Raw genomic sequence first — 18516 nt, 5'->3', positions numbered from 1 at the left:
TTTATAAAAGTGTACACTCTTGTACAACTAAAGTGTACATTCTTGTAGTACAAGGTTGTACACTTTTGCATAATATGATTGTACACTTTTGCAATCTCTCTTCATTTAATGAATGCAGATAGCTTAAATTACACAGATTTTAATAAAACAGAATAGGGTGATAAATAGAAACTATCTATTATCACCCTATAGTATTATTACTCTATAACTTTATGTTATATCATCTTCTTACCAAGAACGTCCTTTGAATACGTCTGACTGATCCAATGGTACAATATTACCGCTCAGTGTAATTGTATTGTTGTTAAAGTTCGGGTTTACAGTAACAGTGGCATTATTACCTCCATTGGTCAGTGAAATGAATATCTGAGCTGAAATTCCGATACCCTGTACACTGAATGAACAGTTAACATTACCTTTTTTGTCCGTTGTAATTTTCATATCCGATGCGTTACCGTCTACTGTTACACCACCAATTCCGTTAGGACCGGGGTATGGAGTATTGAAAGCAACTTGTACAGTAGATTTCTGACCATTCATCATCACAAAATTTGTAGTCGTTGATACAAAAGCACTCTGTCCGTTACGGAAGATCACCTGATCGGCTTCGAGCACGAACTGTTTGTTTTTCAGTGCTTGTACAGCCTGCTGATAAGCTACTGCGTCGGCTACTTGTTCTTCTGCTTTCAGTCTTGCTCTTTCTGCGTCTCTTTGTGCTTTACGATCGGCGCGACGTACGGCTCTTTCTGATTCCTGTGCATACATCATGGTAGATGCACTTACCAATACTAATGCTAATAATGCAATAAACTTTTTCATAACTTTTTTTTGTTTAGGTTTAATAACGTTGTTCGTTATTGCAAAAACAACATATATCAAAGATTGTTCATGAACATTTCACAATTTTATGAAGTAGTTAAGTTTGTCTATCAGTGGCAAGTAGTTTAGTGGTTATCACTTCATTAGTAGTTAAGTAGTGGATAACCTTGCCACTTGACTCCTGATTAATTCACACATCAATACCTGTGAATGTTTTCAGGGCATACCCTATAAGAAAGCTTATTCCGGCCACACTGAAACTGAGTACGGCCATTTCCATAAAACGTTTTCGGAAACTTTCACCACGTGCCACCGAGTAGTAATAATTGAACAATGCTATAATAATAAGTGCCATAGCCAACATTACTCCCAATGCTATCAGTACATTGCTGATTAGAATGAAAGGAGTTACCAGTGCAACTACCGTAATGATATAGGCAATACCTGTGTAGATAGCTGCTTTTGCCGGATGTTTGCTCTTATCGCCTTCCGATTTGGTAGACAGGTATTCCGATGATGCCATAGACAGTGCAGCAGCAATACCGGTAATACTTCCTGTTAGTGCTATCAGTTTATGGTCACTCAGTGCCAGGGTGAAACCTGCTAATGCTCCGGTAAACTCTACCAAAGCATCATTTAGTCCCAGTACCACAGAACCCATATACTCCAACCGTTCTTCGTTTATCAGCCCGATGAGCTTTTCTTCGTGTATCTCTTCTTCGCGTGACAAACGCTGCAAATCCTCACATTCCGTATACCGGGCATAGTCCTGATGGGCACTGTTTTCGCTGGATTCCATAAGTTTAATGGCAAATGTGATACCCAGGATACGCGCTAACCAGTAGTATTTGGTAATACGCCAGCGGTTGGGCTTCACTTCGGTATTCGTATACTTTTTGAGTGTATAGTAATGGGCTTTCTCTTCGGCAGAGATCAAGCGTAGTACCTTGCTGTTGGATGTATCTTTTTCAATAGAAGCCAGTCGGTCGTACACAATACTTTCAGTATACTCATTTCGCTGGAAACGAATAAACTTCTCGAGATCTTTTGAGGTTAAATTCATGTTATTTTATTTCTATATTTTAGCTTTCGGGCAAAGGTACTACAAATAGACTAAATGTATTCTCTATCTGTTAGTATAGCAATAAAATTTATTAAAAATTTGCGCTCTGTTGGATTTTTGATAGTACATTTGATCATTAATTGAAATTATTGATATCATGAAGAAGATAGTAACTTTTGGAGAGGTACTTTTGCGTCTTACCACTCCCGGTAATCTGCGTTTCTCACAATCCCGTGACTATGTAGCTACCTTTGGTGGCAGTGAAACGAATGTAGCGGTTTCTCTTGCCAACTTTGGGATACCGACCGAATTTGTAACCCGTTTACCCGATAATGATATAGCCCGTGCCTGTATCAGTGATCTTCGTTCACATGGACTCCGTACGGATGGTATTATTTATGGTGGCGATCGTATGGGAATTTATTTTCTTGAAAACGGGGCTTCTTTTCGTAACTCAAAAGTAGTATATGACCGATCGGGTTCTTCTTTCTCTACCCTTCGCCCGGGTATGATAGACTGGGAGGCTATTTTTGCTGATGCCGGATGGTTTCATTGGTCGGGAGTAGCCGCCGCTTTGTCACAGGACGGTGCCGATACTTGTCTGGAAGCTCTTCAGATGGCAGACCGGATGGGACTAACAATCTCTTGTGACTTGAACTACCGGAAGAACCTGTGGAAATATGGACGTACGGCAGCTGATGTGATGAAACCGTTAGTACAGTATAGTGATGTGATATTTGGTGCGGAACCTGAATATAAAGAGATATTAGGTATTGCTCCCGTAGGCTTTAAGGCTGTAAATACAGATTATCGACTCAATCTTGAAGGTTTTGAAGAGGTAGGAAAGCAAGTAGCAGAGCTGGTTCCCCGTTGCAGGAAGATGTTTCTTGAGCTACGCAATTCTTTATCTGCCAATCACAACTTGCTTGCCGCTGTGCTTTATTCCGATGGATCGTTAAAGCATACGGGGATTTATGACATTACTCACGAAGTAGATCGTGTAGGTACGGGAGATGCTTTTGTTGGCGGACTCATTTATGGTCTGCTCACTTATCCCGATGACGATCAGAAAGCATTGGATTTTGCGTTAGCAGCTTCCTGTCTGAAGAATACTTTCTATGGAGACTTCAACCTGGCAACTGTTGCCGAAGTAGAAGCGCTGATGAATGGTGACTCTTCTGGCAGGGTACAGCGTTAACTTCGGAGTAGATGGCGTCTTTGCCACCAGTAACGGATAAAGAGTACTCCGGTTGCGATCAGAGCCAATGACAATCCGGTATAAAATACGGATATGAAACTGGTGGGTAACAGGTGCAGACTTCGTATGCTGATGCCTAATGAAATCATGAAGATCATGACAATCCAGCTCTTTACATCGAAAAAAGAGAAGGGGCAATTCTTTTCCTGTTTCTTTTGGGTGATGCGTTCGGTATGTTTATAGTATAGTCTTCTGAATATAAGAATGAAGAATAGAAGGAACACTACTGTGGCTTCACCCATTTTGAACAGCCAGTATTGAGAATCATTAAGCCATGTCACGATTCCTATTCGCAGTATATTTGCTCCTGCCACTATCCATACGGTACCGGCAGTAATCAGTAAAACTTGTCTGTTGACTCCGTATTTCATACATTAAATTTATAGATTGATGCACTAAACAACAAATAGAACTACCATTTAGGTTCACTTACGTGAGAAAAAAGTGATAAATAATGAACAACTGGTCAACAAAACACCCGTACCTATAACTCCATACCAACCAAATGCCTGCCAGAAAGTACCTGCCAGAAAGGTACCCATTGAACCGCCAACAAAGTAAGTAGTCATGAAAATAGTATTGATGCGATTGGAAGCATTAGGACAAAGCTCAAAGATACTGGTCTGGTTGCTTAATTGAATGCATTGCATGCCAATGTCGATAATAATAATACCTGCTACGATGCCCAAATAGGTGTTTTCTCCTGCAAAGAGCAGAAACCATGCAAAAAGTATCAATCCACAACCGATAAAGTTGAACCGGCGGACGCCCACTCTTTTTACGTATTTACCTACCAGTGATGCTGATAATGCTCCGGCTATTCCACAGAGTCCTAACATACCGATAACATTGCTTCCGGCGTGGAAGGGAGCTTGCCCCATTTTGAATGCCAGGCATGACCACATGGCCAGAAAAGAGCCAAATGCCAGTGCTGCCCGTATGGAGTAGATTCGTAGCTGTGGGTATTCTTTCAGTAACAGAAACAGTGATTTCATTAATTCACCGTATTTCCCTTTGAATGTGGGTTTTATATCCGGCAGTACTTTAACAACTACAATTCCACATATCAGCATCAGGGCAGCAGCTATGTGGTACATTTCCCTCCATCCGAAGATTTCGCCGATGAACCCGCTGATTACCCGGGAAGCGAGAATGCCGGTCAGCAAGCCTGAAACGACAAGACCTACGTTTCGCCCTTTATTCTCAGGTCTGGAGAATTGCGAAGCTATCGGGATGAATATCTGTGGTATTACTGAACAAATACCCGTAAAAAGAGATGCTGTTAATATAACATGTATGTTCGGTGCCAGTGCAATAGTCAATAGCGAAACAATCAGTATTGCAAAGTTAATAATGATGATTTTCTTTCGTTGATACAGGTCGCCTAACGGGATGATAAATAAAAGCCCCAGTGCATATCCGATCTGTGTAATCATAGAGATCAGGTTTGTCTTAAACTCTGATACACCCATGTCGTGGCGTATCATGTTCAGTAAAGGCTGGTTGTAGTAAAGATTGGCTACTGATATACCGGCAACAATTGCCAACGTCCAAAGTATGGATGCCGGTAATCCTCCGTTTTCTTTTAAAGTCTGTTTCATGGGCGCAAAGATAGAGAATTGAGCCTACTCTACAAAGAAAGTCACCGAAACTGTATTTCCTTCATTGTCTACTGCCGTCATTGTGTGTTTTCCTGACGAGGGGAGTAGGGATATCTTGTGAAAATCCTGTGTCTCGGCCAGGTAGTTATTGTCTAAATGCCAATATACAGTAGCTTTGGGAACGCTATGCACCAGTTCAAAAGTCAGCTGGCTTTTGCTCCCGTCCATTTGTTTGGGCAGAAATATGCGGGCATTCATGGTGGGATAGACAAACTGCATCGGACGGAGAATATCTTCCCCGCATCCGGGTTTGAAGGGAGGCAGAGGTTTGTATTCCGGGTGGCGTTGTTTGTAATACCATTCCCAGACAGGCGGTAGGGTGAACCAATTCTTTTGAATGGTAGCCTCTGTATTGATGCAACTTTCGTAGATACGTTGAGTGCCGTCTGCCGATAGGTTGATTCGGTGGTGATAGGGACATGCTTCGGTTTTGAGTCCGGAAGGAAGTATCAGTATGGTGTCTGTCTCTTCACAGAAGCGTCCTTTCAGATGTCCGGACAGGTGACAAACTTCTGCGTCTACAAATCCTTCAGAAGGTCTGACGAACCAGGGAGACGATGGTAACAGATTGAATACGTCGAACATGACCGGCCCCGCAGTGCGTGCCCCGACAAGTCCCGGTTTACCTTCTCCGGTAGCATTACCCACCCATACACCTACGGCATAGCGAGGGGTGACTCCTACTGCCCATGCATCGCGAAAACCATAGCTGGTTCCCGTTTTCCATGCAATAGTTTGCATGGAAGGAATAGTGCGCCAATCAATTTCTTCCGGTCGGTTTACTTCTTTTATGGCATCAAAAGTCTGCCATACGGCACAGGGAGAAAAGGATGAGGTTGAAACTGCAGATGAGACATTGTAGGTAGAGTCGGAGAGTAATAAAGAGCAGCCGGTTTTATCCAATCCTTTCAGGCAGCGTGCCATGTCTGTATAGGCACAGGTGATATCCCACAAGGTTCCCTCGGCACCTCCCAGAATAAGGGAAAGCCCATAATGGGAAGCAGGGCGGGTAAGGGTACTGATTCCTGCTTGTTTCAGGAAGTTGTAAAACTTTGGGACACCGTAACGTTGCAACATTGTTACGGTAGGGATGTTGAGTGAACGTGCCAGTGCTTCGGAAGCAGGGACGGCTCCCTCAAACTGCTGGCTGAAGTTCTGTGGAGCAAAACCATTGATATTGATCGGGATATCAGGTAATAAAGTATGTGGAAGTATACTGCCTTCCTGTAACATAGCGTAATAAAGGAAAGGCTTGAGAATACTTCCCGTACTGCGGGGGGAACGGATGATGTCTACCTGATTGCCGCTGTTTGCTTTATTGAAATGTACATTACCGCAATAGGCTATGGGCTGATTCTTCTGAACATCAATGACCAGTATGGCTATGTTGCGGATATCACTACGGGAGAACTCACCATTCCAACGCTCTATCAGTTCTTCTATCTGCAGCTGTATTCCCCGGTCGATGGTGCTTACAGAATAGTTACCGTTTCTCGTCTGGTAGAAGTAGTCAGTGAGATGCGGAGCAATCTGTGGTAGTGGCTTGGGCTCTTGGGGCAATGGCTCGCTGAGGGCAAGTTCGTAGCTTGAATCATCCAGCACTCCTTTTGTGTGCAACCGTGTGAGGAGACGGTTACGTTTATCGAGCAATGCCTGCCGGCTTTTGGAAAGATGAATCATAGCAGGAGAATTGGGAAGTACGGCGAGCATAGCTGCTTCTGCCCATGACAGATCGTCTGCCGAATGGCCAAAATAACGCCAGGCAGCGGCATCCAATCCTACTACATTTCCTCCAAACGGAGCATGGGAGACATATAAAGAGAGTATCTTCTCTTTTGAATAACGGAACTCTAACCGGGTAGCCCATATCATTTCGATAAATTTCTCGCTGAAGGTACGGGGATTGTTGCGAGCCAGACGGATGGTCTGCATCGTAATTGTACTACCTCCACTGATAACTCGTCCGGCTTTTAGATTCTGATAAGCTGCTCTTCCTATTGACACTGGGTTTACTCCCCAATGGTGAAAAAAATGGTTATCTTCAAATTCAACGAAGCAGGCTTGTATCTTTGCCGGAGTCGTAGTACGGGGAGGAAAACGCCATTGCCCGTCCGGGGCAATACGTGCTCCGAGAAGCTCATTATTCCGGTCGGCCACAACAGTAGAGTAGGGTACATGGAATAGTTGCCGGGGAAGGCAAAAAATATACCCTATTAACAGGAGTGTAATAACCCCTCCCCCTATCATTTTACCCTTCTTCCTTCTCTTTCCTTCTCCCTTCTCCATTCTCCCTTCTCTTCCCCTCTCTATTCAACCATCGCTTTTCCGGCCTGAGTCCTTGCCTGTGCTCCGGAATCGTACATTGCTTCGCACTGGATAGCAGGTAATATGAAGGTTCCTGCATAGGTTGCCTGCAATCGTATGGTGAAGGTTTTAGACTGTCCCCGTTTCAGATTGAAATAGGTAAGTACACGGTCATCACGGATATCCCGATAGGTATAACTGTTGTTCGTATCAGTACTTGTGGCTTGTTCCGGGTAGTCTATCATACGTTCATTATATATCTCCCAACCCGATGGTATGATATGTGTCAGTGCCAGGTCGTTGTAGTCGGAAGTTCCACTGATGTTGGCTACCGTAACTACTGCCATAAAGTCTGTACCTTGTTTGATCGGATTTATGGAGATAGCTGTACCGTTCATATCAGTATATCTCACATCCAGACGTAAATTGTTTGCCATTGCAGGTAAAGTATCATTCAGTAATTGTGTCCGGGTGATAAGATCTACATTTAATGCTCCTTTTCCATTATTTTTCACTGTAACTTCACCTCCACCGGGAGCAGTGGCAAGTGTTTTCTCAAACACGGCTTTGGCAGATTTTACAGCGGGTTGTTGTTTACCATGCAGTGTCCACGAAAAGTCAAGTGTGCCTGATAGTTTTTCGGCCAATCTGCCCATTGCCATTAGAGCAAATGCTGTGGATTGGGTGTTGAACCACTCTTCACGGGATAAAGTTTGTGACACTCGTTGTGCCTGTGCAAACGCTTCCCGTTCGCGTCCCATTAATAGCAACGTTTCCAGTATCATAGATTCATCGCGGTCATAAGATCCGTATACATAACTTCCCGCAGAAGAGGAATAAGGCTCTACTGTAGTCTTGGCATTAAATACCAACTCATTAGCTGCTTTCATTTTTCCGTTTAAGGCGTATGCTGCCGCCAGTCTCCATTTAGCTTGTAAAGAGAGAATTTGTTCCATCTCCTTCAGGCGGTTCATGGCCCCGTGTTCCGGTGCTCCTGCCAATGCCAGTGTGTATAGTCTGAACGCTTGTTGCAAATCTGATTGCCAGTAATATCCGGTATCCTGTTGAGGTGTACGCCAGTTTTGTGCAGCCGAACGTTGGAAGCGCTTCCACTTATTGAGTACATTGGCATTTACGGCATATCCTTTTTCCTGTGCCATTACCAGGAACATTCCGGCGTAGGAGGTTATCCATTCGTTGGCAGAAGCACTTCCCGGCCAGTAAATAAATCCTCCGTTGGGTAACTGACGGGCATACAGTTGTTTGATTGCTTCCTGTACATTTGCCTTTATTTTTTGAGATTCGGCTTCGTCTACTGCTTTGAACTGACTGATAAACAGGAGTGGGAGAGCTTTGGAAGTTAGCTGCTCTGTACAGTAGTGCTGGTAATTATACAAGAAGTCGAATCTACGGCTGATATCTACCGACGGGATACGGGATACTTCTAACTTGACACTGTTTTCCGGTGAACGGCTGCCTAACCGATAAGAAAGCTCACAGCTTTGCCCGTTTTCTATCCATTTACTTTCGCGCAGTGTTACCGCCGGATTAGGATTGCGTACCTCTATCTCAATTGTTTCCGAAACTTTCTTTCCCGCTCCTTCGGCTGTTATGCGAAGGGCTGCTTTACCGGATTTAGTTCCGGTCTTTAGTTTGAAGAAAACTAACTGGTCACCCGGTTTTACGAATGAAACCGATTGTTGGGAGGCACCGCTGATTTGTGCACCACCCGATGCTGAAACGGATACTTTTACATTCTTCACTTCTTTCTCCATGGCAAATACATTGACCGGGAGTGATATCTCTTCTTGTGTACTGAGCACGCGGGGTAATGTTGAAAGAATCATGAGTGGGGTACGTACCGGAGTTGTCTTTTCTGCCCGTCCGTATGCTCCGTTTTCTCCTGCCACCACCATGGTACGTACTGAACCTACGTACATTGGAAGCGTGATTCGGTGTGTCTGGCTTTTACCCTTGCCAATACTGAACGGACCGATAAAACGTACTACCGGTTTGAAACGGTTTGCTTTGGTATCTGCCGGTTTTAATGTTTCATCACCTCCGGTACTGAACAGTGAATTGTAACTACCTGTATAGGCTCCCAACACATCGTCATACATGTCCCATGTACGGATGCCTAATGCTTCCCGTGCATAAAATTCATTCCACGGATCAGGTGTTTTGAAGTTGGTAAGGTCAAGTAGTCCATCGTCTACGATAGCCAGTGTATACGTCATTGGTTTACCTGTCTTTTCGCTTACCGTCACATTGAATTCCGTTTCGGGACGAAGTACATCGGGCATCTGAATTTGGGGTTGGAGTACGGTTTCTTTATTAGTCACAAATACCGGCATTACTCCGTACATGCGGATGGGTAAATCATTTACTGTTTGTGCATGTGGTTGCAGCAGGCTGATGTGCAGATAGACATTAGGTGCCATTTCCGGGGTCACTTTGAACTGATATTTGGTGTCTTCTTTACCAGATACATCCAACCATTCACGTTGTAATACCTCTGAGCCGTTTTCCAGAGCGATAAGTGCTCTGCCTCCTGCTGAGGCGGGGATGATGGCAGTTACCGTTTCACCTGGTTCGTAAGATTCTTTATCGAGAGAGAAAGCTAACATTTTGATACCACTCGGATCAGTCTTGCTGGAACGTCCACGCCATTCGGGCCAGTCTACGTAGACTGTACCTCCGGTAGCATGTCCGCTTTCTGTGTCTTTCACATACACCAGATAACGTCCCCAATCGGGATAGTTGATGCGGAATCTGAAACTGCTCTTTCCGTTTATGGTATTCAGCTTTCCGCTGGCCACAGGGGTATAAGAACTGCTGTTGACATAAGTCTCAAATGATTCTCTGGAACTTTCCCACCACCAGCTCCAACTGATGCGGTAAATCTTATATTCAAGTCCCGAACGATTCACTGGTTTTCCTTCCGGATTCACGGTGACGATGTCAAATACATGATCCTTATCTGTCTCGATATATTTACCTTTGGGCTGATTGAGATTGATACCTACGTACGAATTGAAAGGAGAAAACGGTACACTTGTTGTGTTGATACTTGCATCTCCGCCCGGTTCGAATACCCGGGTGGTAATATTGGCTTGTAGCATACCCGGTGCATTTCCCGATTCGGGTAGTTTGAGGGTGAACGATGCATTGCCGTTCGCATCCAGCATGCCGCTGAATACGTCCATGCGTGAAGAGGTGAACTCTGTTGCCGGATTATTGAATATATATTGCCCGTAATTCTTGAATTGCGTATTGACTTTGGAGAGTGACATTTCGACTTTTGTTTTCAGTCTTGAAGCCTGGGCACCTGTTAGCCATGCTGACGACAAAGTAGTACGTATCTCTCCATCCGTGGCTTTGAGTATCTCTCCCGGAAGCTGTAGATTGATTTTCAGACGGTTGGGCTTTACCGTTTCTATTCGTAGTGACTTGTGAAAGGCCGTTCCTCCAACCTTCACGTAAGCATTCCATAGTCCGGTAGGATCTTCTGCTCTTGTTGGTACGGCGAAAGTATACAGCCCGTTTACTCCGTTAGTGGAGATTAACTTATTGTAGAATTGTCCCCGCGGATTGTAAATTTCCAATGCTACGGGGTGTTTATCCGGTATCCGGTTGTTGCGGTCTTCAAGCATGAACGAAATGTGTAGTGTATCGCTGGGACGCCATACGCCTCTTTCGCCATATACAAATCCTTTTAATCCTTTCTGTATATCTTTACCGCCTACGTCAAAACGACTGACTGACTGTTCTTCCCCGTCTGCCACCCGTACATATGCTTTTTGCTTTCCGGCTTCTGCCACAACAATGAAAGGCACACCTTTAGTCTCAATGACAGTGAATCCGTTTTTGTCGGTTTCGGCTTTACCCACTGGCTGTAGCTGAAAATTGTAAGCTGTTACTATAGCTTTCTCTACTGGGGTAGTATCTAATATGTTATTTACAGTAATCCACAATTTGTTGACCGAGTTTCGCTTTACAATCATACCAAGATTGGATGCCAGAACATTACATGCAGCTGTTCGGTCTGCTCCCATATAGTAAGATATATGGCAGGGGTTGTCGCGCTCTTCCCAACGATATTGTCGCCAGTCCATTCCTTCGGAACCGTTGTAATAATAGTAGGTCTGCGGAGTATCCCACACAGCTTCATCTTCTTCTGACAGTTGTTCGGAGGATAGTTTTGTTAACTGGTCCGAACTTTCGGAGAATTGTAATTCTTTGTCATCTTCTCCGCATGGATAGGCCGAATAGGCTTGTTTGAACGAAAGGGTGATCCGGTAGATGGCTCCCGGTTCCTGATTGATCAGTCCGGAGAGGTCAATAGAATAATCTTCCCATTTGCGGATGTCTTTGGACGGGTCTTTATCCAGATGTAATGTCTTTTTATAAACCAACCGTCCGGACCGTCTCAATTCGTTGGAAGATGAAAGAGTGTTTGTCTGCATAAACATCAGTACATTGCTTTCAAATATACGGATCACATTCAAGTCAACAGCATGCAGGCTGACAGCCCGGAAAGGGATAATCAGATTTTTGGAGTCGGGCAAAATGGCAGCATCTGTACGTAGTTCCACTTGTGGTTTCAGGCTGGGTTGACTGAAGGAGATAGAATGGGAGGTGCCGAGTTTTTTTCCTTTCCTATTTTTTATGCCTTCATAGATTCTCAGTGTGAGTTTATTGGAGCGATTGGGCTCGAAGTATATGTTTACTTTGTCATTGATTACCTGAAATGTGTACGAAGAGAGTTCCGCGATTTCAATGAGTCCCTTTAGGTCCTGTGTGGTAGATACGGGATCGGAGAACGAAATTTGTATTCCGTTCTCTGGTTGCTCTATGCGTTGTGCAGACATGAAGCGGAAGATATCTTTTGCCGGAATGGTCACCTTCTCAACAATCTTCCGGTCTATACCTACCACTTTTCCGTTCAATGTTATTTCCAGATCGTAATCTTCCTGTGCTTTCGGTATACGGTTGATGTTGAAACTGTATCGCATCGGATTTCCTGTGCCTCCTACAGAAATGGCATAATCTGAAGAACCATTTCCATTAACTGAGATCATTTTCTCTACTTGTACGTTGTCAATCTTGTCGCTGAAACGTATTTCTCCTTTAACAGAAGCGTAATCGGGGGCAGCGGCAGTTATGTCGAGTGGTTCCATTGCCAATGAGAAATCCTTCTCTTGTACCCGAAATGAGAAATTAAACTCTTTCAGACGTTTGTCTACTTTTACAAAGTCTCCCAGTTGAAACGAAGCCTCATACATTGTTCCTGGTTTAAGCGCTCCTTCTTCGGGCAGGAATTCTATTGTATTATTGCTTATCCAATATGTTTTTCCTTTCAGTGAAGGCGAAAAGCGAAATGGATTCTCTTTGAGTTCGTTATTTAAATCTACTACGGGCTGATCTTGGGTCAGTTCTATTCGTATGGGTGAGGATTGCGATATTACCCCACCTGTATAGGCATTTACATAAGGTGTAAACTCCGAAGAAGGAACAAGTTCTTTCTGACTGCCTGCACATGAGCTCAGACTTATGATGATGAACAGAAGAACAGAATACGCGGCTGGAATCATTGTTGTTCGTTTCATGGTAAAGGTATTAAAAGTTTAGTGACCAAAGATAATGAAAATATGCTTTTTACTATATTGATTCATCTAAAAAAATGAAACAGTCTTTGATTGGGGGGATATCTTTTATCAGGGCAATCGCACCAATTTTAGGTTCAATTGACCATCGCTTGGCGTACCTCCCCGTGCGGGAAGCACTCAAAACTGATAAATAACTGAAGGATTTTTCTTTATTGCGGCAAGAATAAAATAAAATATTGATTTTCAAAAACTATTTTATAATTATTCTTTTCTATAAATTCATTTACCACCTGGCTCTTTTTATTACTTTTAAAAGTACCTGCTTCCACTCCGCAGTCAATCAGGTAGTTCTCATCCGGTGTTCCGAACTCTTTTCCTATGCTATCAAATTTTTGCCTTAATATAGCTGGGAGTGGACCTTTGTAATTGTTTAGTTTCTGTTTTAGTAGCGGTGCACTTAATAATTCCGGCCAGGAACATCCGATAAATGGTCTGGTTCGTGTCATATAATTAATGGCGGGTATACTGCCGTAAGCAAACAGGCAGTCATCTTCTTTAATATATGGTTTTATCCCTGCTAACAAGTCGTTCACTATCTCAGCTCTTTCATGGGAAGTATAAACATGTTTCGTTCTTTCGTTCCGGATCGAGAACCTCTTCTCGAAAAGTGGACCTCCGTCAAAGTATACTCCTTCAGTTATAGTTTTTACTCCGCATACCAGGATGTATATACCCAAAGTAAGCAATAGCGTTTTCCTTACCATTTGTACAGATAAAACGGGCGGAAGAATTTTGTTTTTTATGGAAAAGTAAAACGAGATGGCCATAGGTAATCCTAACCAATAGATAATACTTCCGTTATTGTACATTCCCCCATCACTGCCAAGTGGTATGATCAGGATCATAGAAAGTCCTGCCCATGATAACATCTTGATTGCTTTGTCATTATTCAAAAAGATATTTCCTGCTAACCCTATCAGACTGAAAGCACAGAGGATAATTACGGCATTTTCTCTATAGAAAAGAATGCCCAATACTATGAAAGCAATGATTCGGATAGGTAATTGTAACAGAGCATTTCTTACATATTTAAGAGACAATAGAAGAACAGCATAAAGTAAGAGTATTTTCGCTCCGAACTTGAAAACCAGATAGTAGATTCTCACCTGAGCAAATATCATATTGGCCAGGGTATGGGAACTTGTTCCGCTATCGTCTCCCGCAGCAGAGGTCAGTTCGTGCAAATTATGAATGAAATATTCATAATGCCCTAAAATTTTCATTAGTAAAATAACACCTATAATTCCTGTGATGAACGAAAGTGTAAAGATCAGGCATCTGCCGGCACAACGACGAGCACTTTCTTTATAATAAAGTTTATGCAGAATTATAAGCAGAATAATGCCATAATCGAGTATATTCGGAATACGTGCAAAGGTGTTTAATGCAACTATAATTCCACTGATAATGAACCATAGATTATTATTACTTCTTAGCCCTTTAAATAAATAAAACACAGCAAGTACATATAGAAGGCATGTCATCAGATCATTGTAGAAAGCCATAGGTAGACCTACATAAGAAATAATAACCAGTAAAACTCCAATGATTATAGCCGATACATGGATATGTTTACGGAGCAGTCTATATACCAGATAAACGGTAATCATATTGTTTACTACACCCAATAAACGTATATCGAATATCCCTGCATCAGGAAATAAAGCAATGAAAGTTCCTCCTACAACTCCGCTTAGATAGTACATGAAGTTATATTCCACACTTTCAGGAGCTTTGAAGATATGATCGTAGAAAGTCATATAGAATCCTGAATCACATAACTCGAAGCCCCAAAAGACAGATATTAATTGATAAACTATAAGGAGAAGACAAGTAATTCCGAAAGCTTTTCCCGGATTGTTTTCAATAAGATGATATAATTGAGAGATTGTTTTCATTAGAGAGAAGTTTATTATATATCCCTGATAAATGAGAACTCAGATTTAACTTTATACTTCTTTAATAAGAATCATATGCAAATATAGTCATTGTTGTTAACATAGCAACACAATGGAGAGTAGATTATCAGTGTATTGTTAATGTAGCTATGTATTGTTGGCAAAGAGAAATAACAGACATGATATACGTGAACTAGAGTTTGAAAAATTAGATATATGTTAAATAATAAAATATACTAATTGCATTTCTTAATGATTTTTTTGTTAATAAATTAGAGCTATGTGCCATCACTAATTTTACTTTTTATTTTTTTTTAACCATAAGCTACATTTGTTTTTTGTACATTTGAAATGATGCAGGATGATAAGATACATCTTTATGTTCGAATATTTTGGAAAAGAGAGAAACTCTTTTTTAGGTGTCATTGAGACAAAAACCAGTACATAGAAGAATTAAAACCAAGGATTATATGTTTATTAATAGACAAAGAATTTATTTGCCTCTATCTGTTCTATTTATGTTTTTATTGTTAACTTCTTGTTTTGACGAGAAGTTTGAAACGAATGCGAAGGAGGGTCATGTGACGATAACGGGTATTAATACCCGTAGTTATGAGGGCTCGAAGCCGGGAGATGGCATTGATGATAAAGTTGAAACGCTTCGTGTATTGGCATTTGATAAAGCTACTAATATATGTAAAAGTAATGTTTTTTATTATGGTGCTGTGTTGGCCGGAACTACCTTGCAGCATCCTATTAAACAAGGAGAATATAATTTTATTTTTCTGTGTAATGAACCTCTCTGTCAGGATATCCAAACATTACTTGATGGTATTAATCACTATGATGATGTAAAGTCAATTGCATATCCGGCAGAGTTTTTTAATTCGGATTATATTATTCCTATGATAGCAGAAAACGGAGGTGTAAAAGTGTTGGCCGGAGGAAAAATCGAAATAAACAGCGTTGTAAGTACAGAACTGGTTGTAAAATTAAGACGACTTGCTGCCCGTATTGATGTTGTCTTAAAATCTAAAATAGATTTGGGAGATTTCAATTCTACTGTATTCGAAGGGGTTACTCTCTCGAATCTTCCAGATCGCGTGTCGTTGGTACATGGCTTACCCAGTGATCCTGTATCTGGTTGGGTATATGATGATCCAACTTTAACTTACAATGGAACAGCGATAACCAGAAATGTAATACGTAAATTTACACTTAATGATAATGCCGGTTATTTTGAGATAAATCCGGCTTTTCTAACTTCTGCGGATAAAGCGAATGATTTGGTTTGGGCAGCCAGAATAAAAAGAGTAATCGTTCCTTCCAGTTATTTTGCGACAAAAACGATGGAAGCAAATGCAGTTGATTTTACAGTTAATATGATAAAAGATTATAGCCCTTCATGTAAATTGCAAATTTTATCTGATCCGGATTATAGATTACCGGCAAATGCCCGGCTCGATTTAACGGCTGTCATAAAAGCACCTTTGGAAGTAAATATAAAGCCTTCTCTATGGATTCCTGATGATAATGATTGGGAGATAGTGGATAATCGTATCTTAAATGTATCTCATAAAGAAGTTAAAATGACAGACTTGAACGGGGTTCGTATTTCTTTCTGGTCGAATATGCCGGTGGTACGAGTGTTGAATACTGTGCAAAAGCAGGGAGAGGCTACGAAGCGTATTACTAATGAGGTTTTTAACTGTTTGGCAATAGATGAAATCAATAATTCCAATCCTTACCGGTTTTATTTTGATCCGCTGACTGGTAGTGGTTATATGGATTTGTTGATTGATGGTACAAATACGGTTGTCGGTTCTCCACATATCAGAACTGAGAATATGACTGGTACGTATACGTTGACTTTGTCAGCGGAGGAACAAGATGGAAAAAATGCTTTGCAGCGGGAAATAAAAGTGGTGGTAACACAAGAAGGTTTACGCTTTGTTAATGATCCCACTAAAAACGGACAAGGTTTGTTTAATGGAGTCTTTTTTAAACACAATCAGAAAGGTGAACGTATCATTACTGGGCAACATGGTGTAAACTGGGACTGGTCAGTGGAGGTGCCTGCTGAGTTTCGGGATTGGCTGGTAGTAAGTGCAACCCCCAGTTTTGATCCGGGGGTAGGAACCGAATCACCGGAAGATGCTGAAAAATACCATGTAGTCCCAAATCAATATAAAGGGGAAACAGGTTATAATATTACAGGTCTTAAAGGTCGTATTTATTTCCGTATTGGCGTAAAAGAAAGCGCTAATTTTGTAGCAAATAAAGATGCAACTCCAAAGTTTGGATATGTTAATTTGAAATATCGCCTTTCTGCTACGTGGTCACCGACTATGATTATCTATGTCCGGCAGGGAGAAGCGCCACATTATATATATGGTCCGGATGATCCGATTCCGGGAGAAGTGTATAATGGCTGGAATGGTGGAACTTTGATAAGTTCAGAAGTCAGAGAGGATATGCGTCTTTTAGCTGCAGATTCGCGCAATCTTGGGGCTGCGGAGTTTTCACCTCTTAATTTAACAACGGAAGGATTGGCTGGAAATGGAAATCCTGCCCATGAAAATGTTGGTATAAGGGGGGCTCGTTTCGTTGATTTTCCTTCGCAGGCAGGTGCCTTTTTTCAGTGGGCGATAGATCTGGGATCTTCTACTGATTATAGTAGTTATTATCGTAGAGCTTATAATCCAACAAAATCATTGAATAGTACGGCTTTCCCGTGGGGATACGCTGAATTCCCTATTATGTGGGATGGAGCTACCGGCATATCAGTGTATAAAAGTCAATTTGAGGTCTGTCCTCCGGGATATCGTCGGCCTACAGATGGATATACGAATAAGATATCTACTAATGGATATTATCCTTATTTGCCGATTGCAGGCTCTTCTGCCACTGATTTTGAAAATCAGAAAGCGGATATAAAGTATTCTGAATTCAGAACTTCTTTATTCTTAGTGCCTTTTGCGGGGAATGCTTCTTCAAATGCTGATTATAAAACAACCTATGACAATGTTGTTTCAACCAATACAGGGCCGGGAACGTATCCTTATGGTAAAAGTGGAACAGCTCGTAAACAATTGAAAAACACATCTTTTACTTTTTATTCGGATGGTTTTTTTGACAGAAGACCTATAAAAGAAGCTTCTTCGGGTAACTATGGTGTGTCATTAAACAATAGTAGAGCTGCTTATCAGGGAGTACTATACTATAATTTTGATACTTCAAAGAAGATATATCGTTCTGTCTTTTTTCCGGCTACCGGTCGTTTGAATAATATGACAGGTAATCTGGAAAGTGCAGGTAGTACCGGTTATTATTGGTCGTCAAGTGTAGGACCTGGATACAATCGGAGTGAATTGATATCAGGAACAAGTGATAGAAGAATGCGTTATGGAGCCTGGTCACTTGAATCTTCCTATAATGCTCATAACATGAGACTTTCATATCAGGGATTTGCTCAGGCTATCCGTTGTGTGAGAGAGTAAAGTATATTCTATGATAAGTTTTTAATTAATAATATTCTGTGGAGAAGGCGTCGTTTTTATCTATGTCTTCTCTTTTATTTAAATAAATATTTATTTGATTCTTTATCAATTTTCAAAATAGTTTGTGTCAGTAATTCAATGGCATACTCTATATCTCTCCAGTCGCACATATCTGTATGCTCAATCAACCTCCTAAGGGGAGACTACTTTTGTGACAGAGATTGTTGATTGGTTTGTATTTAACGATAATTCAAGTTAATATATTGTATAACATTTTAGGGTGAAACTCTATAATTCTGTGGTCTTATGCAAGCCAAGTTTTAATAACTCTTTTCTTCTGTCTA

The 18516-nt window shown here is 41.6% G+C and carries 9 protein-coding genes; 2 read left to right on the top strand and 7 right to left on the bottom strand.

Annotated features, from left to right (window positions below; all coding sequences use genetic code 11):
- Window positions 1-228: 228 nt before the first annotated feature.
- Together HCG69_RS03605 and HCG69_RS03600 are read right to left on the bottom strand one after the other, a co-directional pair.
- Window positions 229-819 (bottom strand): DUF4251 domain-containing protein, encoded by a 591-nt coding sequence (locus tag HCG69_RS03605; RefSeq protein WP_002561860.1) that lies wholly within the window; start codon window positions 817-819, stop codon window positions 229-231.
- A gap of 190 nt (window positions 820-1009) precedes the next feature.
- Window positions 1010-1882, bottom strand: a complete 873-nt coding sequence (locus HCG69_RS03600; RefSeq protein WP_221648883.1) for a VIT1/CCC1 transporter family protein — start codon at window positions 1880-1882, stop codon at window positions 1010-1012.
- Between the two features lie 157 nt (window positions 1883-2039).
- On the opposite strand from HCG69_RS03600, the gene HCG69_RS03595 reads away from it, so the two are divergent.
- Complete coding sequence (locus tag HCG69_RS03595; RefSeq protein ID WP_221648882.1) at window positions 2040-3080, top strand: sugar kinase; 1041 nt, start codon at window positions 2040-2042, stop codon at window positions 3078-3080.
- Here the strand turns inward: HCG69_RS03595 and HCG69_RS03590 are convergent.
- The 5 genes from HCG69_RS03590 to HCG69_RS03570 form a co-directional block, all read right to left on the bottom strand.
- Window positions 3077-3511 carry a hypothetical protein gene (locus tag HCG69_RS03590; RefSeq protein ID WP_221648881.1) on the bottom strand — a complete coding sequence of 145 codons (435 nt, stop codon included), beginning with the start codon at window positions 3509-3511 and terminating at the stop codon, window positions 3077-3079. The two genes, HCG69_RS03595 and HCG69_RS03590, sit on opposite strands and share 4 nt — an antisense overlap.
- Window positions 3512-3565: 54 nt before the next feature.
- Complete coding sequence (locus HCG69_RS03585) at window positions 3566-4741, bottom strand: MFS transporter (protein ID WP_221648880.1); 1176 nt, start codon at window positions 4739-4741, stop codon at window positions 3566-3568.
- A 24-nt stretch (window positions 4742-4765) separates the two neighbouring features.
- Window positions 4766-7048, bottom strand: a complete 2283-nt coding sequence (gene pbpC / locus HCG69_RS03580; protein WP_255585428.1) for a penicillin-binding protein 1C — start codon at window positions 7046-7048, stop codon at window positions 4766-4768.
- A 59-nt stretch (window positions 7049-7107) separates the two neighbouring features.
- Entirely contained in the window at window positions 7108-12714 is a 5607-nt protein-coding gene (locus tag HCG69_RS03575) for an alpha-2-macroglobulin (RefSeq protein ID WP_221648878.1), read from the bottom strand.
- Between the two features lie 209 nt (window positions 12715-12923).
- Entirely contained in the window at window positions 12924-14672 is a 1749-nt protein-coding gene (locus HCG69_RS03570; RefSeq protein ID WP_221648877.1) for a glycosyltransferase family 39 protein, read from the bottom strand.
- A gap of 518 nt (window positions 14673-15190) precedes the next feature.
- On the opposite strand from HCG69_RS03570, the gene HCG69_RS03565 reads away from it, so the two are divergent.
- Window positions 15191-18172, top strand: a complete 2982-nt coding sequence (locus HCG69_RS03565) for a hypothetical protein (RefSeq protein ID WP_255585409.1) — start codon at window positions 15191-15193, stop codon at window positions 18170-18172.
- Window positions 18173-18516 lie beyond the last annotated feature (344 nt).

The organism is Bacteroides sp. K03, assembly GCF_019734355.1.
GTDB classification, from domain to species: Bacteria; Bacteroidota; Bacteroidia; order Bacteroidales; family Bacteroidaceae; genus Bacteroides; species Bacteroides nordii.
This window is presented reverse-complemented; position numbering and strand designations above follow the sequence as displayed.